Origin of the sequence: Anabaena sp. CCY 9910, from assembly GCF_963920875.1 — a bacterium.
Lineage (GTDB): Bacteria > Cyanobacteriota > Cyanobacteriia > Cyanobacteriales > Nostocaceae > Trichormus > Trichormus variabilis.
In genome coordinates, this window is record NZ_CAWUDJ010000002.1 from 123,276 (window position 1) to 146,227 (window position 22,952).

A 22,952-nucleotide genomic window follows, 5' to 3' on the forward strand; every position below is an offset into this window, starting at 1 on the left:
AATAAAACTATTATTATGATTACTCAACCCAATACATTAAGCTTGCTACGCTAGTAGGGTGGGTAATGCCCACCAAAATTATTTTATAGCGGGCATTGACCTACAGATACTGGCTTTAAACTCCTACTCATTCACAACCCAAAACCCAAAATTTAAATCTAAAATTATTAACGTCCACCAACTGTGATGGAATCAACTTTGATGTGTGGTTGTCCTACAGTGGTGTAAATACTGCCACTGACGGAGCCACAGAACCCAGGCGCAAGTTCCAAATCTTGGGAACACATGGAAATTTTATTCATAATTTCCTTTGCTTCGCCGATGAGAGTTGCGCCTTTTAATGGCTTTGTGATTTTACCGTTTTCAATTAAATAGGCTTCATCAACACTAAAGTTAAATTGACCAGTAGCGCCAACACTACCGCCACCCATTTTTTTGCAGTAAATACCTTTATCTACAGAAGCGAATAATTCTTCAACTGTGTAGTCACCAGTGGCGATGTAAGTATTACGCATCCGGCTAGCCGCAGCAAAAGTATAATTTTGACGGCGGCCACTACCAGTTCTCGGATGTCCGGTGCGGGAAGAGCCTGTTCTATCTGCCAAGAAGTTTTTCAAAACACCTTTTTCAATTAGTAGGGTTCTTTGGGCTGGCATACCTTCGTCATCCATATCAATTGTCCCGAAAGCATTATCTGCTCTTCCCTCATCCCAAGCTGTGAGGCTCTCATGGGCAATTTTCTCACCTTTCTTATCAGCAAAAGGTGTGGTGTTACGTTCAATTTGCGTTGTTTCCAACAGGTGTCCACAAGCTTCATGGAAAATTACACCACCAAAGTGATTCGCCATGATGATAGGGTAAGTACCTGATTCCACATAATCTGCATAGAGCATTTTTCCCGCAGATTCCGAAATTTGCTCGGCAGCTTGTTGATAATCCCAAGTCCTCAAGAAGTTAGCATCGCTGGTATTACCTGCACGCTCACCAATGGAAGCACGGTTCGCACCATCAGCACATAGCAGGTTAAATCCTACCGATTGAGTTAGGCGAATATCACGGGCAAATGTGCCATCACTGGCTGCAACTAATACTTCTTGCCAATCCCGAAAGTAGCTAGCACGGCGTGATTGTATATGGTTGGCTTTTTGCTTCAGGTAGGCTGTACCATCAAGTAGGATTTCTCCCATTTCACGGATAGAACTGCACAGAGGTAGCCAAGCGTCTTTGCCGCGTTTGGTGGCATAGTCTCTGAGTAATTCCAGGTTAATTTCTGGGATAAAAGCGTTAGGGGCTGGTAATTGTAAGCCTAGAATAGATAGACCTTTTTCTAAGGCTGCTTTCAAGCCAGAGAAAGATAAATCGTTGGTGCTGACATAGCAATCTGCTTTGCCACGAAATACTCTGACTCCTGCACCTGTAGCTAGACTGGGCGAAATACTGGTAATTGTATCGTCTTCTGCCAAACTACTGATATAGTTGCGACGCTCTAGGAAAAGTTCAATAAAATCCGCACCGGCTGCTCTTCCTAGACCCAGGAGGGTGGCCAAGGGGGCTTCCCAGGTTTCATCGAATCGCTCTGGTGTAGAAGAATATTGCAGGTTAGGGAGTTGGTTTGAGAGAAGTAGGGTACTTGTAAGCATGAATAGCCTCGTCTGCTGGCGTTATCAGAGATTTGACTGAAAAATCCTGGTGTCAACAGTCTAACAAATCGGTGAAAGCCGCAGGTGGCATATAGGCGGTGGAGGTTTCCCTACTTTGCAATCGAGGGCTATTAGAATTGGTATATTTTGATAGTTAAAGAAACTAATCTTAGAGCTTATTTATAAAACAAAAATAAACTTTCTGTAAGGGAGCCAGTGCGTTGCAGAGGTTCCCTCCGTTGTAGCAACTGGCGTTGTGTTAGGCGCATATTTCGATATGATTTTTCACGAAAAAAATAATTAAAAATAATTTAAGTACCTTCTTCTCCAGGCTTCACTTTGCTTCTTTTGCCCTTCCCGGAACTTTTCCCCCTGGGAGACTCACGTTAAATTACTAGCCAATATATTAGGGTGGTTATCCTACCCACCCCAAAAGAACTTTATTTTTGGCTAACGTCCAAGTTAATTGAGCAACAGCTCATACCAATTCTCTTTTCCTAATTACGAATTAGTTATAAGCTTCCATCGGCAGACAAGAACAAACGAAATTTCTATCCCCAAAAGCCGCATCAATTCTTCCCACACTCGGCCAGAATTTATGCTCCCTTGTCCAAGACACGGGATAAGCCGCCTGTTCACGGGAATAAGGATGAAGCCATTCCCCAACAATCAAACTTTCAATCGTATGGGGTGCATTCTTCAAGAGATTATTGTGGATATCCATCTTACCTGCTTCAATGGCAGCAATTTCTTGGCGGATGGCAATCAAGGCATCACAGAAACGGTCTAATTCTGCTTGCGATTCGCTTTCTGTGGGTTCTACCATGATTGTGCCTGTCACGGGCCAGGAGACAGTAGGGGCATGGAAACCGTAGTCTATAAGACGCTTGGCTATATCATCAATTTCGATGTTGGCGGATTTCTTGAGGGCGCGCAAATCTAAAATACACTCATGGGCAACGAGGCCATTTTGCCCTTTGTACAACACAGGGTAGTAAGTTTCCAATCTCTTAGCGATGTAATTAGCGTTGAGAATTGCCACCTTAGTTGCTTGGGTCAATCCATCCGCCCCCATCATGGCAATATACATCCATGAAATCACCAAAATACTAGCACTTCCCCAAGGCGCAGCAGCTACAGCGCCAATATTTTGCGGGTTTTTCCCGCTCCCCAATACCGGATGTCCAGGTAAAAACGGTACAAGATGGGATGCAACGCCAATCGGCCCCATACCAGGGCCACCACCACCGTGAGGAATACAAAAGGTTTTGTGCAGGTTCAAGTGACAAACATCCGCGCCAATATCCCCTGGACGACAAATACCCACTTGGGCATTCATATTTGCCCCATCCATGTATACCTGACCGCCATGACTATGAATCACAGCACAAATTTCTTGAATTTCTGCTTCAAACACACCATGAGTTGAGGGATAAGTCACCATCAACGCCGCCAGTTCATGGCTGTGTTTTTCTGCCTTAGCTTTGAGGTCATCAATATCAATATTACCTCCGGCATCACAGGCAACAGCTACAACCTTCATCCCACACATCACCGCACTTGCTGGGTTTGTCCCGTGTGCGGAAGTCGGAATTAAACACACGTTGCGGTGTGTTTCTCCCCGACTTTCGTGATACTGACGAATTACCAAAAGTCCTGTATATTCCCCTTGAGAACCAGCATTAGGTTGGAGAGAAACCCCCGTAAATCCGGTAATTTCTGCTAACCACGCCTCAAGTTGTTGGAAGAGAATTTGATAACCCCGCGTTTGGGTTAAGGGTGCAAAGGGATGTATTCTGCCAAATTCTTCCCAAGTTACGGGAATCATCTCAGATGTAGCGTTTAACTTCATCGTGCAGGAACCCAAGGGAATCATCGATGTAGTTAGAGACAAATCTTTAGTTTCCAGCCTATGCAGATAACGCAACAACTCAGTTTCTGAGTGATAAAGGTTGAAGACGGGGTGCGTAAGATAGCTGCTGCTGCGGCGAGGGAGGTTGAGAGAAGATATTAGTTCTTCTGGGGTAAAGGGTAAGTCATCTTCACCAGCAAAGATTTGCCAGAGGTCGATGAGGTCTTCTGGTGTAGTAGTTTCATCTAAAGAAATACCTACAGCAGTCTCATCAAAAATCCGTAGGTTAATATTGCGGGCTTGGCAACCTGCAAGAATAGTTTCTAGATTGTTTGTTCCCAACTCTACCCGCAGGGTATCAAAGAAATATTCAGAACTAATTTTGTAACCCAGACGTTTTAGGCCTTCTGCCAAAGTTACGGTTAGCTGGTGAATATTCTCCGCGATTTGCTTTAGTCCTTCTGGGCCGTGATATACAGCGTACATACTCGCCATCACTGCCAGTAATACCTGTGCTGTACAAATATTACTCGTAGCTTTTTCGCGGCGGATATGTTGTTCGCGGGTTTGCAACGCCAGACGCAGGGCAGTTTTACCGTTGACATCTTTAGATACCCCCACAATTCGCCCTGGAACTTGCCGCTTGTACTCTTCTTTAGTGGCAAAATACGCCGCATGAGGCCCACCGAACCCCAAAGGAATACCGAAGCGCTGGGTGCTACCTACGGCAATATCAGCCCCAAATTCACCAGGAGGGGTAAGTAAAGTTAAGCTTAATGGATCTGCGGCTACTGTGACCAACGCACCTTGAGCATGAGATGTTTCAATAAAAGCTCGGTAGTCGTAGATTGTGCCATCACTGGCAGGATATTGTAAGACTGCACCAAAAATTGGTTTTTGGAAATCGAATGTCTGATGATCCCCGATAATAATCTCAATCCCCAAGGGTTTAGCCCGTGTTTGCAAAACATCAATGGTTTGGGGATGACAATCATGAGAGACAAAATAAGCATTGGCCTTATTTTTGCTCAGACCATAACTCATACTCATGGCTTCGGCGGCGGCTGTTGCTTCATCCAGTAGGGAAGCATTGGCAATTTCCAACCCTGTTAAATCGATAATCATGGTCTGGAAATTCAGCAGTGCTTCCAGCCGCCCTTGGGCAATCTCTGGTTGATAGGGAGTATAGGCAGTATACCAACCAGGGTTTTCTAAGATATTACGCCCAATGACTGAAGGAGTAATCGTATCGTAATATCCCATACCAATGTATGAGCGAAACACCTGATTTTTAGAGGCAATTTGTTTTAACTTTGCCAGGGCTGCATACTCAGTTTGTGCTGCTGGCAACTGTAGTTTTTTATCCAGTCTGATTGTGCTTGGTACTGTTTTCTCAATCAAGTCATCTAGGCTAGAGAATCCCAATACATCAAGCATTTGTTGAATATTTGCCGATGATGGGCCTATATGTCTTTGTATAAAATTATTTAAATTTTGTTTCCTTGCGTCTAGCTTTTGACTAGCATCCACGGTAGAGTCAGCTTCATCGCTAGACTGACGAATAGAGGCATAAGATACCACTAAATTAAACTCCAGAAGTAACTATTTAATATTTTGCAACAAATACCCCTACCTGTTAGGGGTATTTTATAAACTCTTGAATGATTCATCAATAATTTAGGACTAGGGTGTAAGGGTGTAAGGGTGTAAGGGTTTTAAATATTTATACCCCTAAACCCCTAAACCCTTATACCCCTACACCCCTAACTATTCCCCTTCTACCTCAGCACGATATTCATCTGCCGTCAAAGCATCATTTACTTCGTCGGGGTCATTTACACGTACTTTCAAGAACCATCCTTCACCGTAGGGATCATCTGCAACTGCGTCAGGAGATTCAATCAAAATTTCGTTGCGTTCTACAACTGTTCCTGTGATTGGTGCGTTCAGGTCTTCGACGGCTTTGACTGATTCAATTGTGCCGAAAGTGTCTCCTTTAGTTAGTAAATCGCCAATTTCTGGCAATTCTAGAAAAACCACATCACCCAATTGATCTACAGCAAATTCTGTAATACCGATAGTAGCGATTTCGCCATCTAACCTCACATATTCATGAGTATCCAAATATCTTAAATCTTGAGGGTATTCAAACGACGACATTTCTTTTCCTCTGAAATATTAAACAATTAGCGTCCCAAAGTAATTAAGACCATATTTAGTTAATGACCATACTGTGATTGAGTATCTTACAACACATTCAGTAGGTCAACATTGATTTTTAGATTGGGGGCTGGAGATAGGCTAAATTTTCGCTCTTCAGCCCCTTTGCTTACCCTAATCATGATTTTCTAGCCCTTCTGACTTGAACGATAAAATGGTCGCTTAACTACAACGGCTGGGTATGCTTTACCGCGAATTTCGACTTCTAGCGGTTGACCAACTTTTGCTAGTTTGCTGGGGACGTAGGCTAAAGCTATGGGATGACCCAGTGTAGGCGATAGAGTACCGCTAGTCACTTCGCCTACTACTTTACCGTCTGAGAGAACTTGGTAGCCATGACGGGCGATGTTACGTCCTTGGGTTTGCAAACCTATGAGGCGGCGTTTTACTCCTGTGGCTTTTTGTTGTTCTAAAACTGACCGACCAATAAAATCTCCTTTGGTATCCAAATGAACTAACCACCCTAACCCAGCTTCTAGAGGAGTGGTGTTGTCATTGATGTCTTGACCGTAAAGTGCCATAGCTGCTTCTAGCCTCAGGGTATCTCTTGCACCTAAGCCACAGGGAATGACACCGACATCAGATAAACTACGCCATAACTCTAGCCCTACTTCTGGGTCTAACAAAACCTCAAAGCCATCTTCTCCGGTGTAACCTGTACGGGCTATAAAACCTGCTTGACCTAGTACTGTGGCTTCTAGATGTCCAAAGGCTTTGATTGGTTGTAAATTTTGCTGCACAAAAGGCTGGAGATAGTCGATGGCTTTTGGCCCTTGGACGGCAATTAAGACTTTTGCTGGTGATATGTCTTGGAATTGCACCTGATTTTGGTCAAGGTGTGACAGTATCCATGCTTTGTCTTTACTGGTGGTGGCTGCGTTGACGATGATAAATGCCTGTTGCGTACCACTGTTGTCTTCACCTTGGTAGTAGACAATGATATCGTCAATGATTCCTCCTTGGGGGTTTAACAACACGGTGTATTGGGCTTGTCCTGGTTGCAACCTACTCAAGTCTGAAGGAACTAAACCTTGGAGTTGAGAAATCAGGTTTTTACCTTGGAGGGTAAATTTCCCCATGTGAGATATGTCAAACATCCCAGCAGCATTTCTCACTGCTTCGTGTTCGCGGGTAATCCCACTGAATTGTACTGGCATTTCCCACCCGCCAAAGCTGGTCAAACGGGCGTTGAGTTCTAGACTCAGTTGATACAAAGGGGTTCTCGCTAAGGTTTCGGCAGTATCTTTTTGATTAGCCACAGATAGTTTTGCTTATGCGATCGCACTTCAACATTTAATATCCTACGTGATGGTTTCAATTAATAGGGAGTAAGAAATTGTCTTACCCACGATTTTCTACTCTCTACTCACCATTCCCCTTTAATGTTTAATAATGGTGGAGTGTTGAGATTTATTAAGAATACGTTATGAAATATTGGCGAGTAGTGGCTAGTTTTGTTTTAGCGATGGTTTTATTTCTGTTTCCTGGGTCAGCGCAAGCTGCGAGTTCGTCTAGTATCACCCGTTCGGCTGGTGATGAACTGAAGGCAAAGGATTTCTCTGGTCAAAGTTTAATTGGTTCTGAGTTTACCAATGTAGATTTAGAGAATGCCAATTTTAGCAATGCTGACTTACGTGGTGGTGTATTTAACGGGACTGTGCTGGAGGGGGTTAATTTGCATGGTGTGGATTTTAGTAACGGTATAGCTTATCTGGCAAGGTTTAAAAATGCTGATTTAAGCGATGCTGTTTTGACTGATGCCATGATGCTACGTTCTGTTTTTGATAATGTTGATGTCAGTGGGGCAGATTTTACTAATGCGGTTTTAGATGGAACAGAGGTGAAAAAACTCTGTGTTAAAGCCAGTGGGGTGAATTCTAAGACTGGTGTTGATACCCGTGAATCTTTGGGTTGTCGCTAGGGCTGAGATTGTTTTAGTGGCTGAGTAGGAGATATTTGCTATTTTCGCGCAAAGGCGCATACCACTAAGTGGGAAAAGCACAAATGTGCAGCGTCTTTGCACTGTATGATTTGATTTGCATTTGCTGAGTAATCATGAGACTTTCACAAGTGCGTTTGCTTGCCCATTAATCAGTAAAATCAAGTCTTGGTATCAGCACAATGAATCCCCAAGGACTTGCTGAAATCTTCACATTTTGTTACAAGAGTACAAAGAACTTCTAGAGACCCACAACCAAATGTTCGGCGGACTTACTGGTTTACAAGATCCTAAAGGCACTGATTGGGGCGAGAGAATGCTCAATACAGTAGCCAGCCAAACGATTCGCCACTTGTTTTCCCAAAGCGAGTCAGTAGAAGTCTTGGTGCGCTGCTTCCCCTCTAGCAAGCTGTTGCAAGGTAGCATTGATAGCTTCAAAATGAGCGGACGCGGCTTAGTCATCCGTAGAGAGTTTGCAGTAGAGGAGATGTCTTTTGAGACGGATGCTGTGTCTATTGACTTTGGTGCTGTTTTGAGTGGTAAATTGAATCTCAAGCAGCCAACACAGGCGATCGCTCAAGTAATTTTATCGGAAACTGGAATTAATCAGGCCTTTAAAGCTGAACTAGTACAAAAGCGTCTAGTCAACTTAACTGTACCCGCCTTAACTGAATTATCTGATGGTAAACCAGTCTCTTTTACCGAAGTTCAGATACAACTATTACCCCAAAATAGCCTCAGACTGACAGCTCAGGCGGATTTAGGTAGTGGAGAACTGATTCCCATCACCATGACCCTAACGGTGGCTGTGGAAAAGCGCCGCCGTATTTCTTTTCAAGATCCCAAAGTTGAACTTGGTGGTGTTCCGGAAACACAACGAGAAATATCGCAAACTCTGAGCCTTGCACTGGCGGAAATTTTAGATAATATGGTGGATTTAGACCGTTTTGACCTGGATGGGGTGAAAATGCGCCTGAACCGATTAGAAACGGAAGGAGATAGGTTGATTTTTAGTGGCTATGCAGAAATTGAACGGATTCCTCGTACTCCTTGAGGAGGTGGGAGGGGAATCAATTCAAAATTTGGAATAATATCAGTTCAATTAATGATGGCAAAACATCATTGGGTGAATGTGAAGAAGACGCGATGAATCGCGTCTCTACAAATGGTTTATTTTTTGGTGTTCTCTGTGTTGAAAAAGAAAAACGCAGGGTACATAAAACTCTGCGTTATCAAAACCACTTATATCACTGCAAATGAATTACAACTTAGTCCCACATTCAGAACAGAAATTGTGATTGGGTAAGTTCGAGGTACCACAATGGCTGCAATAAACTGGTTCGACACTGGTTTTTTGTGGTTGCTTAGGTAAACCAATCATCTGAGCATTACTCTTACCAGGGGCTACCATTGGGTAACAGTTCTCGTCTTTTGTGACGCGGACATCCAAAATAACTGGGCCATCGTAGGCTAACATTTGAGCGATCGCATCTTTCAATTGCTCTCTTTGGGTGACTACAATACCCTTAATGCCGTAGGCTTGTGCCAATAACTCCACGTCTGGCATCCCTACTTCCATATTTGAGCAAGAGTAGCGTTCGCCGTGGAAGGCTTGCTGCCATTGGCGTACCATCCCTTGCCAGCCGTTATTTAAAATTACAGTCTTGACATTTATTCCATATTGTGAAGCAGTGCCAAGTTCTTGGAGACACATTTGGAAACTGGCATCACCGCTAATACAAATTACTTGTTCATCTGGGAAGGCTACTTTAGCGCCAATGGCGGCAGGTAAACCAAAACCCATCGTTCCCAAGCCTGCACTAGAAATCCAACGCCGGGGACCATTCTTGAGGAATTGGGCTGCCCACATTTGATGTTGACCAACATCAGTGGTGTAGAAAGCATGGGGTGCTTGACTACCAACTTCCACAATTACTTCTTGTGGGGGAATGCTGTCTGGATGTTGGGGAACTACTAGTGGGTAATCTTCTCGCCAACGGTTAATTAAGTTAAGCCATTCTTGGTTTTGGTTGGGGGTATTTTTGGCACCAGTTTGTTTACAACGACGCAACAAATCAAGTAAGACTTTCCGGACATCACCAACAATAGGTACTTCAGGAATACGGTTTTTCCCAACTTCGGCGGGGTCAATATCGATGTGAATGACTTTGGCGCGGGAAGCAAATTCATCTAATTTGCCAGTAACGCGGTCATCAAACCTAGCACCGACGCAAATCAACAAATCACAATCAGTCACAGCAAAGTTAGCGTAAGCTGTGCCGTGCATCCCCAACATCCCCAAGGATAAAGGATGGTGTTCATCAAAAGCACCGATACCCATCAAGGTGGTAGTGACGGGGATATTAAATAACTCGGCGAGTTCCTGAATTTCTGCATGAGCGCCAGATGCGATCGCTCCACCACCGACGTATAGTAAAGGACGACGGCTTTCGCGGATCAATTCAATCGCGGCGTTAATTTGGCGTGGATTCCCCTTCACTGTGGGGCGATATCCGCGTAATTTAATTGAACCTGGTTCTACAGGCACATAATCAAATTGTTCAAAAGCCACATCTTTAGGCACATCAATTAACACTGGCCCTGGACGGCCTGTGCTGGCTATGTGGAAAGCTTCTGCCACAATTCGCGCCATATCTTGGGGGTCACGCACTACATAAGAGTGCTTAACGATGGGTAGAGTAATACCGTAAATATCGGTTTCTTGGAACGCATCTGTACCGATCATTTTCCGGGGTACTTGCCCAGTGACAATCACCATTGGAATCGAATCCATATAGGCTGTAGCGATTCCTGTCACCAAATTAGTTGCCCCAGGCCCAGAAGTACCAAAGCATACACCTACTTTTCCGGTTGCACGAGCATAACCATCAGCAGCATGAGCTGCCCCTTGTTCGTGTCTCACTAGAATATGTTTAAGGCTGCCAGTTGCTTCCACCTTATACAGATCATCATAAATCGGCAGAATCGCCCCACCAGGATAACCAAATATATACTCAACACCGTGGCGCAGCAGGCTATCAAGTAGCGCGAAGCCACCAGTTACCCGTTGTGGTGTCACAACCACCGATGGCGAATTAACAGACTGAGTATGTTTCTCTGTTTGTGAGGGACTAGTCGGGGAAGGCAAGCTCACAGTCACGGTCAAACCTCAGATGATAGCTAAGTTAATGCAGGAATTCTGTAGTCAGTACTTCAATATTAATAGAAAAGTTCAATCAAATTATGAATTAAATTTCTTTCTTTAGTATGACGATGATAGATACAGAGTATGAGGGGGTAATGGTTAACGGTTAGTAGGGACTAAATTACATCTTGCAAAACTCTACGGGTATTTTTCCAAGCCCAAACACCAACAACTACTACAACTGCGCTCATTGTCATCAAAACTACCCGTAAACCCAAAGCATCGGTTAGAGGGCCGGTAATTGCTAAAGGTAATGACAAGGCTATGTTTACAGCATGATTTTGAAAACCAAACACTTTACCGTGCATTGTTGGTGGTGTTTGCTGTTGAATTAAAGTTTGCATGGGTACACCAATTAAGGCCGCACCTATACCCAAAACTGCACATAGTCCTAGAGCTAGCGCCAAATTGTGAGTGAAGGTGAACACACCTAACACCATTGCCATCATCAGAAATCCGATTAAAGGTAAGGGTTTGTGATGGAATTTATCACCCCAATGTCCTAAAATTCCTGCACCCATTACCATCCCTACGCCTGCTGCTGCTAGGAAAAAACCAAACTGTTTCTCTTTTAAACCAAATTCTTCGGCTAACCGAATGGTTAATACTGTCAATGCGGCAAATACACAATATAAGGTTGTGAGTTGCAGCATGGCATTTAAGACTAAGCGATTCTTTTTGAGGTAACGGATACTTTCGGTAAATTCAGCCCAAGGGTGAGAACTAGTCAATTGATCATTATGGGGTTTGTGTTCTGTAAATTTTATTGGCTGCATGAGCAACCCCGATAAAATATACAACCCCCCTACCACCAGTTCTTGACCGTAAGTTTCCCCCATCAAGCTTTTTGACCAACTCAAAATCGGCTCTCCTACAGCAAAACCAACTATTAAAGCTCCCATCATGGTGCTGCTGAACAAGGCATTAGCTGCCATTAAATTTTCTCGCTTTACTAACAGAGGAATTGCTGCCTGTTCCGCAGGAGCAAAAAACTGTGTTACCGAGGAAATAGCAAAAGTGAGTATGAGTAAAATCAGGAACTCTCTGGGTAAAAATGGCAAACACAAGGTCAAAAGCCCACGCACAATATCGGAGCCAACCATGATCAACTTTTTGGGCAAGCGGTCTACAAAAATGCCGCCGGCTGAACCAAACAAAATTGCTGGAATCGTGAATGCCACCATCAGAGTTGAGTACATGGAATTTTCTGGTAATCCAGAGGGCGCTGGGTACACTTCCAATAAGGCAATCATTAAGACGAAAAAAACCTTGTCTGCCAACTGGGAAATTAGTTGCCCAATCCACAGGAGCATAAAACCACGGTTTTTGAGCAGTGCGCCAAACCCATTATTAACAGCAGCAGGTTCAGTGGGAAACATGGGAAGTTCGGTTATTAACTAGGGTAGATGGGGAATAGAGAGTGGGGAGAAATCAATTCAAAATAAAGAAGTTTTGAGTAAGTAGGGAATAGTAATTAGGGTCTGGGTACTGGAAAAATCTGAGTTTTTTCGTAATTTTCTCCTTGCTTTCGTTCGGCTGACGCTCACGGCGGAAGCCTGTTCTCTACTCCCTTGCTTCTTTTCTCATCCCTTATTTTCTCATCACTCAATATTTCCCTCCTGTATACTTGGACTATTTTCCGGACTATTTTGCTTCATAGTTTCTTAACAATGAGTGTAAAAACTCGGACGCAGTTAGACGGATTTTTGAGGTAGCGTTTTCTACTGATGAATCAGAGCGCCAGCCTTGTACTGTTTGGGGCGATCGCCACATGGTTAAATGTTCAACGGGTGGTTCTGCGTAAAAATTAGTTTGCCCACTTCCTAATAACAATGAACTCCAATGAGTAAAATAATCGTGACTGAGCCGATGAATGGGAAAATTTCCCCACAGTGGCACGCCCCATCCATCTATGGCAATAAATGCTTTGACATGACCCCCCCAATTTTGCCATTGCCAAGCAGCAGCGATCGCTCCTACTACGCCAGCACTGAAGCTGATGAATATAACTGGCGATTTTAGCTTATTCCCTAAGCGATCGTGTAAAAACTGCAAAATATGAAGTGATGATAAAGTCAAAACCCCTGCAACGGGAACAACAAATATCTCTACTGGCTTTTGACTAATTGAGCTACCGGAGAATGCACCCAAGCACCCTGACACGAAGCTTTCAGTTAAATCTGAGTCATGGATTCCAGGGCAAATAATAATGCTCATTTATAAATTATAGTCATTTGTCCACAGTCAACAGTCAACATTTAACATTTCCTCCCCCCTATTCAAAGCATATAGTGTTAAATATTTTTCACTACTCAGTACCTAGTATTAAGCCCAGTATGTCTTTTGATATATTATTGTCACTTTTGTTGTTATCCCATCCAGGGGGATAGGATAATAACTTACTAGGTGGGCAAACAATATGGCTATTTTGTAGCTACAAATTTTGCTTGCCATTCTGGTATATATCGAGGAACTGATTGTGGTTGCCACACCGGAAAAACTACAAAATACACAGGAACATTTATCAACCCAAGACCGAGTAGCCGTGTTGCTCATGGGTTATGGTGAAGTTGAAAGCTACGAGGATTTTGCTAACTATAACGAACAGGCTCTCAATCTACTGACAGCAAAATTTGCACCTGTACCGACTTGGATTTATCCGCCGTTAGCAAAGTTACTGGCGTTATTTGACCGTCACGAATGGGGACATCAACACCACGATTTTATTTCCCCTCACAACGCCATCTTTGAAAAGCAGCGTGCTGGCATTGAACAAAATTTACAAGCAAAATGGGGCGATCGCATTCAAGTTTTCAAAGCTTTTAATTTCTGCGCTCCCTTTTTACCTAACCAAGTTTTGGCGGAAATCAAAAGTCAAGGTTTTGACAAAATTCTGATTTATCCCCTACTAGTTGTTGATTCCATTTTCACCAGTGGGATTGCTATTGAACAAGTTAACAATGCTCTAACTGAAACGAATGATGGTGAAAATCATTGGCTGAAAGCATTACGTTATATACCTTCCTTCTATAACGAGCCAGAATACATCCATTTAATGGCTCATCTGGTGGAGGAGAAAATTAACGCTGATTTAGCTACAGCTTATTTACCTTCTCAAATAGGTATTGTGTTGATGAATCACGGTTGTCCTCACAAAGCCAAAGGTTTCACCTCTGGAATTGTCGAAAGTCAAGCGCTGTATGATCTGGTACGGGAAGAGTTAATTTATAAGTATCCCCTTATTTCCGTGGGTTGGTTAAATCATGACACCCCCTTAATTGAGTGGACGCAACCCAACGCAGAGCAGGCAGCTAAAAACCTGATTCAATTGGGTGCAAAGGTTATCATCTTTATGCCTATTGGCTTTGCTACAGAAAACCACGAAACTTTACTAGATGTACACCACATAATTCATGATTTAGAGAAGAAATATTCTGGTGTGGATTATGTGCAGATGGCTTGTGTGAATGACAATCCAGAGTTTCTAGCAATGGCGGCTGAATGGGCTAATGCTCAGATTGCTGAGTTACAGCATGAGCAAGCAGTGGCAATCAACCCACAATTAGCTGTACATCATCATCACCATCATCACTAGAATTAGGGGTGTAAGAGTATAAGGGTGTAGGGGTGTAGTTTTCACAACCCTTGCACCCTTATTAAGTTTTGGCTCAAATTACGTTGTAATTCCCGAATGGTAATACTGGTGCTACCCTTAGAGGCTAATTGGGGAAAATAATTTTTTACTTTGTTAGAGCTGATTCGTAAAGTAAATATTAAGCAGCTAATCGCTTAACCATGAGACGAAGCAAAGAACCATAAATCATGGCTTCACTGACTTCGGAATAGACTTCATAATCTTTACTCAACCGCCGAAATCGATTCAACCATCCAAAAGTGCGCTCTACAATTCATCGCTTAGGCAATTGCTCAACAGTGTTGGCGGTTCGTGCAATAACTTCCACTCGTACCTGCTCACCACAGACTTGCTTGACAGCATTGGCAAAATTCTTACCAGAATAGCCTTGATCTACCCAGATCACTTCTAACTGGGATAATTTTTCCTTTGCTTCATCCAGTACAACCACACAACTCGATCTAGCTTAAAATCAACTTTAACTCATCCAATTTTCCTTTAGATTTTCTTTACGAATCAGATCTCAACAGGCAACCTGTGTGCAATACCGTTTCTTAATGAAGAGGTGCTTTATTCTGGACTGTAGAAATGTTGCATGGAACGTCTCTACATCATTGATTTGGCGCAACTTCATAGAGAATTGGTATAAGTCTTATAAATTACAAAACTTCATTTTCTAAAGCTTTCTGGGCAACGCGAGTAATATATACTGTCACAGCCACCGTAGCGATAAAACCCACAATCCGTATCGCCCATTGTGCTGTGGGGTTGCTGGACTGGGACTCTGTACCAATCATAGCCAGGTTCCCTGCTAAAGAACCAATATAAACATACATGATGGTTCCGGGAATCATTCCTACAGAACCGATGAAATAGTCTTTTAAGGCAACTCCGGTAATCCCAAAAGCATAATTCAACAGATTGAAAGGAAATATAGGAGATAATCGGGTTAACAAGACGATTTTTAAGCCTTCTCTACCTACAGCTTTGTCAATAGCCGCAAACTTTTTGTTATCAGCGATTTTTTTAGCAACCCAACCTCTAGCTAAATACCGTCCCGCTAAAAAAGCAGCCGTAGCGCCGAGAGTTGCACCCAGAAAAACATACACCGAACCCCAAAATACACCAAAGACAACGCCAGCACCTAAAGTGAGAATTGACCCTGGTAAAAAAGCGACTGTAGCAATAATGTACAGTATTATGAAAGCGATCGCTCCCATTGTTCCCAAACTATCAATCCATTGCAAAGCCCCAAGTAAAAACCCCTGGGGATTAGAAGGAACGGGATTAGCTGATACTGGCGTAGTATGAAAGAAAAAGGCGATCGCTACCACCAATGATGTTAAAGTAAGTGCTTTAAAAAACCAATTTTCGACCATATTACTTTTCACTGACATCACCTACTCTACTAAGTAGCTAGTTAAAGAAGTGGTGAGCCATGAGATAAGATATTCTTCCTCATACCCCCTGTCTTCTGTCCCTAATCTTGACATAGTTGATAAGCTGAATGTGGATAAAATTGACCGCACAAAATTCTGTGTATAACTGCTTCTAAGTCTTCAATCATGTATGGTTTGCAGAGATATTCATCAAAGCCTGCCTTCATAATCTTGTTTTCATCTTCCTTTGTAGCTAACGCTGTCACAGCGATTACGGGGATTTCCTGAGTCAGAGGTTCTTCTTTAAGATGACGTACAACCTCCAGCCCATTTAAACCAGGTAATAAAATATCTAACATAATTAAATCAGGCTGATACTCTTTTGCCACCAATACAGTTGCAGAACTGTCTTTTTGGCAAATGAATCTACAACCAATTGACTCAAGGGCATAACTAATCAGCAAAAGACTGTCATCGTGATCTTCAACTGCCAAAACTAAAGGCTGCTGAGAGTAGTGCTTCTTGTTATCACTTATGAATGAATTGGTTAGATACATTTCTTCTCCATGAAGATGCCATTGGGTTTTATCGTTGAATATTGTGGAAACAGACAAAATATAGCGTAAAGAATAGATTAGGCTAAATTTTGATATTGGCTTATATTTTGCTATTGCCTATTTATAATTTTCGTTGAGACCGATAACTCACAGGTGTAAGAGCTTTAGTTTTATCAGTTGAGCAGACATCTATCGATTGATTATACGCAATCCTACAGGAATATTTCTTCGTAACTTCATGATAACTTGTTATACAAAATTCGGTTTTACTGTGTCATCCTTAGTGTTATTGATTTCAGTACAACTAAAGCTACCTTTTAGGAAGGATAAATACCCAAGTAAGTGTAGCGAAAATAACGCTTTTGTCTGGTATCGTTCTGTAGCCAGTAGCAAATTCTGGAATATATACTTGCCTATTGCCTTTATGTAATATGTGTAATATAATATTACTTGTACATAATACAAGGTAACTAATATGCCATAGCTAAAAATAATAGATTATTGAGAATTAGTGAAAATTCCATAGTATAAAATGTTATTTATCCTTAGATTTTTTAATAGTTCATCTACCACATAACCAAGCAAAAAGCTTACATTAAGAGGAACAAATTTCATTCATTAATAGTAAATGTGAGTGTAAATATTCGGCGTTGTTAATCTTTAGTTATTGCCCATTTTTATGAAAAACAAGCAATGGTAGAAATAAATAATTACTAATAATGTATGTATTACGAGCAAATATCAATTTTAAACCTGTCTAACAAATGTGAATTTTCTTGGTAAATATGGAATTTGATTACTTTAGAAATAACGATAATAGTAATAATAATCAAAATAGACAAAACTTACTATCTAGTGGTTGGCGACCATTAAATCGAGACTTAGATTTAGGGTTTTTATGGCAATTAATACATAGTGACACACGAGAACTAACGCAAAAATCCTTAAGTGTAGCTAGTAATTTTGCTGAAGTTTTAGGTAGAAAGAATTTTACCTGGTGGGCTAATTTATTAAGCTTAGTATCTGAAAATACCCGCTACGAAATCGAAAAATATTGGAATTACATTACACCAGATCCTCAATCGCCAGACCATCGCTACAAAGATGTTTTGAGTACAGAAACACCCATACATCAATTTGTTAGCCGTAATAGTATTCCTATTGATTATGTTCTCAACCGACTACAAGAAATTACGGTATTGCGACTTTTAGAATTATTAGGTCGTCCTGATGTCATAACTCAATATTACTCAGAAAGAGATTTTTATTACCCTGTAGAAAAGTTTATTAATTGGGAACGTATAGATGTCATTAATACTGTTTATGCTTATTGGTCAAGGCATGATATTTGGCTACAAGTTGAAGCCTACGATCGCGGGCGGCGACAATACACTTTAATGTCCAAAAATATCTCACCATTAGTAAACAAAGCCACTCAGGATTTAGCTGTCATGCTGAGTGGTTATCAAAGCCGTGTCGGGAAAGTTCATAGCCAATTTCCTATTAGGACTTTTCCTACAGATATTCAAAGTTTCACTGATGCAGTACAACAGGCTATTCTCAATCAAAATCAGCTAGCCGTTGTAGTCCACGGAGAACCAGGAACAGGAAAAACTGCATGGACACAAGCTGTAGCTAAAGAAATTCTTGTACCTTTAGGGTATGTGATTTTTATTTTGGATCATGATGCTATTACCAACTTTGTCCCACCAACTTATTTAGAAAGAATTTGCATCATCATCAATGAAGCGGATAATTTAGCTCAAAATCGTGCTTCCGAAGTTGCTCAATATAACAACAAAACAGAGCATATTTTAAGTTTATTAGACGGGACTTTATACCAAAGTGTCATTGATGAAGCTGGGATTCATCTCAAGCAGCGTTTAGTTGTCTTAATGACTTGCAACACTACAGAAAGGTTAGATCCGGCAATGTTGCGTAAGGGAAGGGTAGATTTGATGTATGAATTTAATCAGCGATATGTTTAGAAAGTGGGTCTCCTAATTCTTGATTTTCTCTCCTGAAGGAATGATTGGCAGTTATACTCTTCCATCTGAGAATAAATAGTAAATCTCTTGAAAAACTGCCATAGATGTCACAGCTTAACTCTGTAACCATAACTGATGTGCAAGCAGCGCAGCAGCGTCTTGCTGGTATTGCCAATCGCACACCTGTGTTAACTTCCACAACTGTTAATGATCGCACTGATAATCAAGTCTTTTTCAAGTGCGAAAATTTTCAACGCACAGGTGCTTTTAAATTTAGGGGTGCTTATAATGCCTTAGCACAGCTATCACCAGCACAAAAACACAAAGGTGTGTTGACTTTTTCTTCGGGGAATCATGGTCAAGCGATCGCCTTAGCAGGTAAATTACTCGACATTCCTACAACAATTGTTATGCCTGATGATGCACCAGCAGTTAAGCAAACTGCTACCAAAAGTTACGGTGCAGAGGTAATTTTATATAATCGCCAAGAAACGAATCGGGAAGAATTGGCGCAAAATCTCGCAAGCGATCGCGGTTTAACCCTAATTCCTCCATACGATCATCCCCATGTGATAGCTGGACAAGGTACAGCCGCATTAGAACTGGTGCAAGAAGTTGGTGAACTGGATTTGCTGTTAGTTTGTTGTGGCGGTGGGGGATTAATTTCCGGTTGTGCGATCGCCGCTAAAGCCCTTTTACCTAATTTGCGCGTAATTGGTGTAGAACCAACACTCGCTGATGATGCTACTCGTTCCTTTTACACTAAAACCCTACAAACCGTCACAAATCCCCATACTATCGCTGATGGTGCGCGTACTCCTAGCCTAGGACAGATTACATTTCCCCTAGTTTTACAATACGTTGATGATATGGTGACGGTATCAGAGGAAGCCATTATTCGCACCATGTTTTTCCTCTGGGAACGACTAAAAATAGTCGTTGAACCCACAGGCGTATTAGCCGCAGCTGCTTTACTGGAAAATGTAGTCAAAGCACAAGGAAAGAGAATTGGTGTGATTATCAGTGGTGGAAATGTAGATTTAACCAAAGTTGCTAGTTATGTCAACTTAGTCACTGAATTTGGTAATGGGTGATTGGTAATTGGTCAGTTGTCATTAGTTTTTCCCTTCTAACCCCTGGCTTATCCCAGTTACAAATATTTACATTGTTATATTTACCTATGTTTCGTTCTTTACCGTTGGCTAAAGTATTACTATATGTGTTGTTAACAACCTATGCGGTTATCACCTTAATTCCTTTTCTGTGGGCGCTTTCGGCATCTTTCAAGCCCTTATCAGAAATTGTTAGTGGTACGCCAAATTTCTTACCTCAAAATTTCACCCTGGATAATTACAGACAAATTTTTCTACAAGAACCATTATTTGTACGTTGGCTGTTTAACAGCGTGGTAATTGCTGTCAGCGTCACTTTACTTAATTTACTGTTCAACTCAATGGCGGGTTATGCCTTAGCCAGACTCAGCTTTGTCGGTAAAAATTTTTGGTTCTTCTTAATTTTGGCAGTGCTAGCCGTACCAGCCCAAATTACGTTAATTCCTACATTTTTGATTTTAAAGGCGATCGGTTGGCTGAATTCTTACCAGGGCATGATTGTACCTAGTATGGTTAATGCCACCTTTATTTTTATGATGCGACAGTTTTTTATCAATTTCCCTCAAGAGCTAGAAGAAGCAGCACAATTAGACGGCTTAAACACCATAGGAATTTTCCGTTACATTATTTTACCTCTAGCGAAACCAGCACTCGCAGCACAGGCTATTTTTGTCTTCATGGGCAGTTGGAATAATTTTTTGCTCCCAGTAGTGATCTTATTTGAACCTGAAATGTTTACACTGCCCTTAGGTTTGAACACGTTTAAAGGTCAATATATCAGCTACTGGAACTACATTATGGCTGCTTCGATGGTGTTTACATTACCAGCTTTAAGTATTTATGCTTTCTTTAATCGCTACTTTATCCAAAGCGCCACTTTTACAGGTGGTAAAGGATAGACATTAGTTATGAGTCTATAGTCAAAAGTTATTCTCCAGTGTTTCCCCAGTCCCCACCTTCTCAATCCCCGATCCCCAGTCCCCAATTTTAGGCGACAAATTGCACTCCTAACATGATATTGGTATTACAGCGACTTAATCTCTATATGTCAGTTAACGAACATTATGGGTTTTGTAAACCTAGCGATTACCTACAATGGGGCGTAGCCAAATGCCTCTGGCTGGCGGATACGTCATCGCAGAGATAGCCGACTACAGTAACTCTGTAGCCAAAGTGTTGTCTCAATTGAGATTGAGTCTTGTTTTATTAGCTGTGTTGAGCGTCAAAAACTTTAAGGGGAAACATGTTTAGAAGACTTATTGGCGTTGTTGTGGCTACTGTTTTACTGACGTTTCAGTTGATTGTCGGTAGCGCAACTGCTTTGGAACTGGACGAAGCTACCCGGACAGTTCCACTAAATGCTCAGGGTGATACCGTAACTCTTAGCCTTAAACAAGTAAAAGAAGGAAAACGTCTATTTCAATACGCTTGCGCCCAATGTCACGTTGGCGGTGTTACCAAAACAAACCAGAACGTGGGACTTGAACCAGAAGCTCTGGCATTAGCTACACCCAACCGTAACAATATTGAAGGTTTGGTGGACTATATGAAGAACCCCACCACCTACGATGGGGTAGAGGAAATTTCCGAAATACACCCCAGCATCAAGAGTGCAGATATTTTCACCGCGATGCGAAATCTAACAGATAAAGACCTAGAATCTATCGCAGGTCATATTCTACTACAACCAAAAATTCTTGGCGACAAGTGGGGCGGCGGCAAAATCTACTACTAAAGCCTGTGAACTTAACTGAGTACTGAGTACTGAGTACTGGGTGCTGAGATTAATGGGAGTGGTAAGTTTTTAAACTGGCATTCCTAATTCCCAGACCATACAGGACTCAGAACACAGTACTCAGATTTTTTGCTGAGGTACTGAGTAAACAGATAATAAAATTGGGCAATCTCCGCGCCCCTCCGTGTTTAAAAACCCTAGTCTTGTACCTCACTGAACTCTTAATCGCCGTAATGCAGTTCATAAAGCATAGCAACATCACATAAATAAAAAATTAAATTTTTTCTCTGGCTGCATATACCAATGTATTTTCAGCCATAAATTTTTTAGTGCCATGTAATTATAGTGATTTCTAGCGATCGCAGAGCCTTTTTCCCTAAATTTATCGCGATCTCAAAAAAAAATTTCCCCGAAGTACGACAGATTGTCATATTTGGTGTCGATTTTATTTAAAATGAAATAAGAAAAATAAAACTACAGGTTAGGAGAACGCCATGAAATTGATTGCGGCAAGCTTGCGACGCTTAAGTTTAGCTGTGTTAACTGTTCTTTTAGTTGTTAGCAGCTTTGCTGTGTTTACCCCCTCTGCGGCGGCTGAAACATACACAGTAAAACTAGGCAGCGATAAAGGACTGTTAGTATTTGAACCAGCAAAATTAACAATCAAGCCAGGCGACACAGTTGAATTCTTAAACAACAAAGTTCCTCCCCATAACGTTGTGTTTGATGCTGCTCTCAACCCGGCTAAGAGTGCTGATTTAGCTAAGTCTTTATCTCACAAACAGTTGTTAATGAGTCCTGGCCAAAGCACCAGCACTACCTTCCCAGCAGATGCACCCGCAGGTGACTACAGCTTCTATTGCGAACCTCACCGTGGCGCTGGTATGGTCGGTAAAATCACCGTCGCCAGCTAGCAATAACGCTGACGCAAGTAGATGATTTTCTTGGCTCCCCTGCAAAACTAGCTAAGAGCCAGAACCCATAATTAATAGTGGTGGCGAGTCCTATCCAGCCAAAAGTTACAAATGCGGATTAGCGCAGTCAGGAATGGACTTGTCACCGTAAATTTTGGGTAAATTTTCCTCGAATCGTTATTCTCTGAGATTAAAAGTATATACTCACCATAGAGTCCCTAATTTCCAGAATCGATTACCCATAAGGGCATAGGTGATTTTGGTACTGCTGGCATAACTTGCTAGAGACTGATTGAGAGGAAAATGCTTTGAGAATAATTTTATTACTATTATTGCTGGCGATCGCTACATTTAAAATTACATTTATCAGTCCAGCCCTAGCAGCCGAACTACCAACCGGGGCAAAAATTTTTAATAATAACTGCGCTTCCTGCCACATTGGCGGTGGTAACATACTTATCTCTGAAAAAACACTCAAAAAAGAAGCACTATTAAAGTACCTGGAAGATTATGAGACCAACTCAATCCAGGCTATTATCCATCAGGTACAGTATGGCAAAAACGCCATGCCTGCTTTTAAAGACAAATTAAGTACTGAAGAAATTCTAGAAGTGGCTGCTTATATTTTTCAAAAAGCAGAAAAAGACTGGTCAAATCTGGAAAAAGAAGGTTAGCTGACATCTTGCACCATTTCTGAAAAACTGTAAGTCGGGCTGAGAAGCAGGCTTAATTCCTATAGCCGCGATTTTAACAGTCTGGTGCGTGATGTCAGTTAGT

At 41.8% G+C, this 22,952-nt stretch carries 19 protein-coding genes and 1 pseudogene; 9 read left to right on the forward strand and 11 right to left on the reverse strand.

Features of this window, described 5'->3' with window-relative positions; genetic code table 11:
* Nucleotides 1–167 precede the first annotated feature (167 nt).
* The 4 genes from ACM5QX_RS03005 to gcvT form a co-directional block, all read right to left on the reverse strand.
* Nucleotides 168–1,640 (reverse strand): TldD/PmbA family protein, encoded by a 1,473-nt coding sequence (locus tag ACM5QX_RS03005; protein ID WP_011319517.1) that lies wholly within the window; start codon nucleotides 1,638–1,640, stop codon nucleotides 168–170.
* 508 nt (nucleotides 1,641–2,148) lie between these two features.
* Nucleotides 2,149–5,073 (reverse strand): aminomethyl-transferring glycine dehydrogenase, encoded by a 2,925-nt coding sequence (gene gcvP, locus ACM5QX_RS03010; protein WP_414752326.1) that lies wholly within the window; start codon nucleotides 5,071–5,073, stop codon nucleotides 2,149–2,151.
* Nucleotides 5,074–5,259: 186 nt separating this feature from the next.
* Nucleotides 5,260–5,652 carry a glycine cleavage system protein GcvH gene (gene gcvH, locus ACM5QX_RS03015; protein ID WP_414752327.1) on the reverse strand — a complete coding sequence of 131 codons (393 nt, stop codon included), beginning with the start codon at nucleotides 5,650–5,652 and terminating at the stop codon, nucleotides 5,260–5,262.
* Nucleotides 5,653–5,840: 188 nt separating this feature from the next.
* The gene (gcvT, locus tag ACM5QX_RS03020; RefSeq protein ID WP_414752328.1) at nucleotides 5,841–6,971 is read right to left on the reverse strand and encodes a glycine cleavage system aminomethyltransferase GcvT; all 1,131 of its coding nucleotides are present in this window, start codon (nucleotides 6,969–6,971) and stop codon (nucleotides 5,841–5,843) included.
* A 167-nt stretch (nucleotides 6,972–7,138) separates the two neighbouring features.
* Between gcvT and ACM5QX_RS03025 the strand changes: the two genes are divergently transcribed.
* Nucleotides 7,139–7,633, forward strand: coding sequence for a pentapeptide repeat-containing protein (locus tag ACM5QX_RS03025; RefSeq protein WP_011319513.1), 495 nt, complete (start codon nucleotides 7,139–7,141; stop codon nucleotides 7,631–7,633).
* 277 nt (nucleotides 7,634–7,910) lie between these two features.
* The gene (locus tag ACM5QX_RS03030; RefSeq protein ID WP_414752329.1) at nucleotides 7,911–8,705 is read left to right on the forward strand and encodes a DUF2993 domain-containing protein; all 795 of its coding nucleotides are present in this window, start codon (nucleotides 7,911–7,913) and stop codon (nucleotides 8,703–8,705) included.
* 207 nt (nucleotides 8,706–8,912) lie between these two features.
* On the opposite strand, the gene ilvB is transcribed toward ACM5QX_RS03030, so the two are convergent.
* The 3 genes from ilvB to ACM5QX_RS03045 form a co-directional block, all read right to left on the reverse strand.
* Nucleotides 8,913–10,811, reverse strand: coding sequence for a biosynthetic-type acetolactate synthase large subunit (gene ilvB / locus ACM5QX_RS03035; protein ID WP_414752330.1), 1,899 nt, complete (start codon nucleotides 10,809–10,811; stop codon nucleotides 8,913–8,915).
* A 161-nt stretch (nucleotides 10,812–10,972) separates the two neighbouring features.
* Nucleotides 10,973–12,235 carry an MFS transporter gene (locus ACM5QX_RS03040; RefSeq protein ID WP_414752331.1) on the reverse strand — a complete coding sequence of 421 codons (1,263 nt, stop codon included), beginning with the start codon at nucleotides 12,233–12,235 and terminating at the stop codon, nucleotides 10,973–10,975.
* Nucleotides 12,236–12,500: 265 nt separating this feature from the next.
* The gene (locus ACM5QX_RS03045; protein WP_414752332.1) at nucleotides 12,501–13,073 is read right to left on the reverse strand and encodes a hypothetical protein; all 573 of its coding nucleotides are present in this window, start codon (nucleotides 13,071–13,073) and stop codon (nucleotides 12,501–12,503) included.
* A 262-nt stretch (nucleotides 13,074–13,335) separates the two neighbouring features.
* Here ACM5QX_RS03045 and ACM5QX_RS03050 point away from each other — a divergent pair, with 262 nt between their 5' ends.
* Nucleotides 13,336–14,451: a ferrochelatase gene (locus ACM5QX_RS03050; protein ID WP_011319508.1), complete on the forward strand. Its 1,116-nt coding sequence runs from the start codon at nucleotides 13,336–13,338 to the stop codon at nucleotides 14,449–14,451.
* Between the two features lie 178 nt (nucleotides 14,452–14,629).
* Here the strand turns inward: ACM5QX_RS03050 and ACM5QX_RS03055 are convergent.
* The 4 genes and pseudogenes from ACM5QX_RS03055 to ACM5QX_RS03070 form a co-directional block, all read right to left on the reverse strand.
* Nucleotides 14,630–14,779: pseudogene (locus ACM5QX_RS03055) on the reverse strand (transposase); the annotation flags it as partial.
* The gene (locus ACM5QX_RS03060; protein WP_414752439.1) at nucleotides 14,765–14,941 is read right to left on the reverse strand and encodes a hypothetical protein; all 177 of its coding nucleotides are present in this window, start codon (nucleotides 14,939–14,941) and stop codon (nucleotides 14,765–14,767) included. The pseudogene ACM5QX_RS03055 and the gene ACM5QX_RS03060, both read right to left, overlap by 15 nt.
* Before the next feature lie 208 nt (nucleotides 14,942–15,149).
* Nucleotides 15,150–15,869 (reverse strand): TVP38/TMEM64 family protein, encoded by a 720-nt coding sequence (locus ACM5QX_RS03065; RefSeq protein WP_414752435.1) that lies wholly within the window; start codon nucleotides 15,867–15,869, stop codon nucleotides 15,150–15,152.
* A 101-nt stretch (nucleotides 15,870–15,970) separates the two neighbouring features.
* The gene (locus ACM5QX_RS03070; protein WP_414752333.1) at nucleotides 15,971–16,426 is read right to left on the reverse strand and encodes a response regulator; all 456 of its coding nucleotides are present in this window, start codon (nucleotides 16,424–16,426) and stop codon (nucleotides 15,971–15,973) included.
* 785 nt (nucleotides 16,427–17,211) lie between these two features.
* On the opposite strand from ACM5QX_RS03070, the gene ACM5QX_RS03075 reads away from it, so the two are divergent.
* The 6 genes from ACM5QX_RS03075 to petJ all read left to right on the forward strand — a co-directional run bounded on the left by ACM5QX_RS03075 (nucleotide 17,212) and on the right by petJ (nucleotide 22,849).
* Complete coding sequence (locus tag ACM5QX_RS03075; protein WP_414752334.1) at nucleotides 17,212–18,414, forward strand: AAA family ATPase; 1,203 nt, start codon at nucleotides 17,212–17,214, stop codon at nucleotides 18,412–18,414.
* A 104-nt stretch (nucleotides 18,415–18,518) separates the two neighbouring features.
* Nucleotides 18,519–19,508 carry a threo-3-hydroxy-L-aspartate ammonia-lyase gene (locus ACM5QX_RS03080; protein WP_414752335.1) on the forward strand — a complete coding sequence of 330 codons (990 nt, stop codon included), beginning with the start codon at nucleotides 18,519–18,521 and terminating at the stop codon, nucleotides 19,506–19,508.
* An 86-nt stretch (nucleotides 19,509–19,594) separates the two neighbouring features.
* A complete protein-coding gene (locus ACM5QX_RS03085) occupies nucleotides 19,595–20,425 on the forward strand; it encodes a carbohydrate ABC transporter permease (RefSeq protein ID WP_414752336.1) in 831 nt (276 codons plus the stop codon).
* Nucleotides 20,426–20,769: 344 nt separating this feature from the next.
* Nucleotides 20,770–21,261 (forward strand): photosystem II cytochrome c-550, encoded by a 492-nt coding sequence (psbV, locus tag ACM5QX_RS03090; protein ID WP_011319500.1) that lies wholly within the window; start codon nucleotides 20,770–20,772, stop codon nucleotides 21,259–21,261.
* Between the two features lie 494 nt (nucleotides 21,262–21,755).
* Nucleotides 21,756–22,175 carry a plastocyanin gene (petE, locus tag ACM5QX_RS03095; protein WP_414752337.1) on the forward strand — a complete coding sequence of 140 codons (420 nt, stop codon included), beginning with the start codon at nucleotides 21,756–21,758 and terminating at the stop codon, nucleotides 22,173–22,175.
* A 308-nt stretch (nucleotides 22,176–22,483) separates the two neighbouring features.
* Entirely contained in the window at nucleotides 22,484–22,849 is a 366-nt protein-coding gene (gene petJ / locus ACM5QX_RS03100; RefSeq protein ID WP_011319498.1) for a cytochrome c6 PetJ, read from the forward strand.
* Nucleotides 22,850–22,952 lie beyond the last annotated feature (103 nt).

Excerpts from the sequence above, each read along its gene's own strand:
- ACM5QX_RS03005 (WP_011319517.1), bottom strand. The coding sequence starts at position 1,640 with ATGCTTACAAGTACCCTACTTCTCTCAAACCAACTCCCTAACCTGCAA.
- gcvH (WP_414752327.1), bottom strand. The coding sequence starts at position 5,652 with ATGTCGTCGTTTGAATACCCTCAAGATTTAAGATATTTGGATACTCAT.
- ACM5QX_RS03025 (WP_011319513.1), top strand. The coding sequence starts at position 7,139 with ATGAAATATTGGCGAGTAGTGGCTAGTTTTGTTTTAGCGATGGTTTTA.
- ACM5QX_RS03030 (WP_414752329.1), top strand. The coding sequence starts at position 7,911 with ATGTTCGGCGGACTTACTGGTTTACAAGATCCTAAAGGCACTGATTGG.
- ACM5QX_RS03040 (WP_414752331.1), bottom strand. The coding sequence starts at position 12,235 with ATGTTTCCCACTGAACCTGCTGCTGTTAATAATGGGTTTGGCGCACTG.
- ACM5QX_RS03045 (WP_414752332.1), bottom strand. The coding sequence starts at position 13,073 with ATGAGCATTATTATTTGCCCTGGAATCCATGACTCAGATTTAACTGAA.
- ACM5QX_RS03065 (WP_414752435.1), bottom strand. The coding sequence starts at position 15,869 with ATGGTCGAAAATTGGTTTTTTAAAGCACTTACTTTAACATCATTGGTG.
- ACM5QX_RS03070 (WP_414752333.1), bottom strand. The coding sequence starts at position 16,426 with ATGTATCTAACCAATTCATTCATAAGTGATAACAAGAAGCACTACTCT.
- ACM5QX_RS03075 (WP_414752334.1), top strand. The coding sequence starts at position 17,212 with ATGGAATTTGATTACTTTAGAAATAACGATAATAGTAATAATAATCAA.
- ACM5QX_RS03080 (WP_414752335.1), top strand. The coding sequence starts at position 18,519 with ATGTCACAGCTTAACTCTGTAACCATAACTGATGTGCAAGCAGCGCAG.
- ACM5QX_RS03085 (WP_414752336.1), top strand. The coding sequence starts at position 19,595 with ATGTTTCGTTCTTTACCGTTGGCTAAAGTATTACTATATGTGTTGTTA.
- psbV (WP_011319500.1), top strand. The coding sequence starts at position 20,770 with ATGTTTAGAAGACTTATTGGCGTTGTTGTGGCTACTGTTTTACTGACG.
- petE (WP_414752337.1), top strand. The coding sequence starts at position 21,756 with ATGAAATTGATTGCGGCAAGCTTGCGACGCTTAAGTTTAGCTGTGTTA.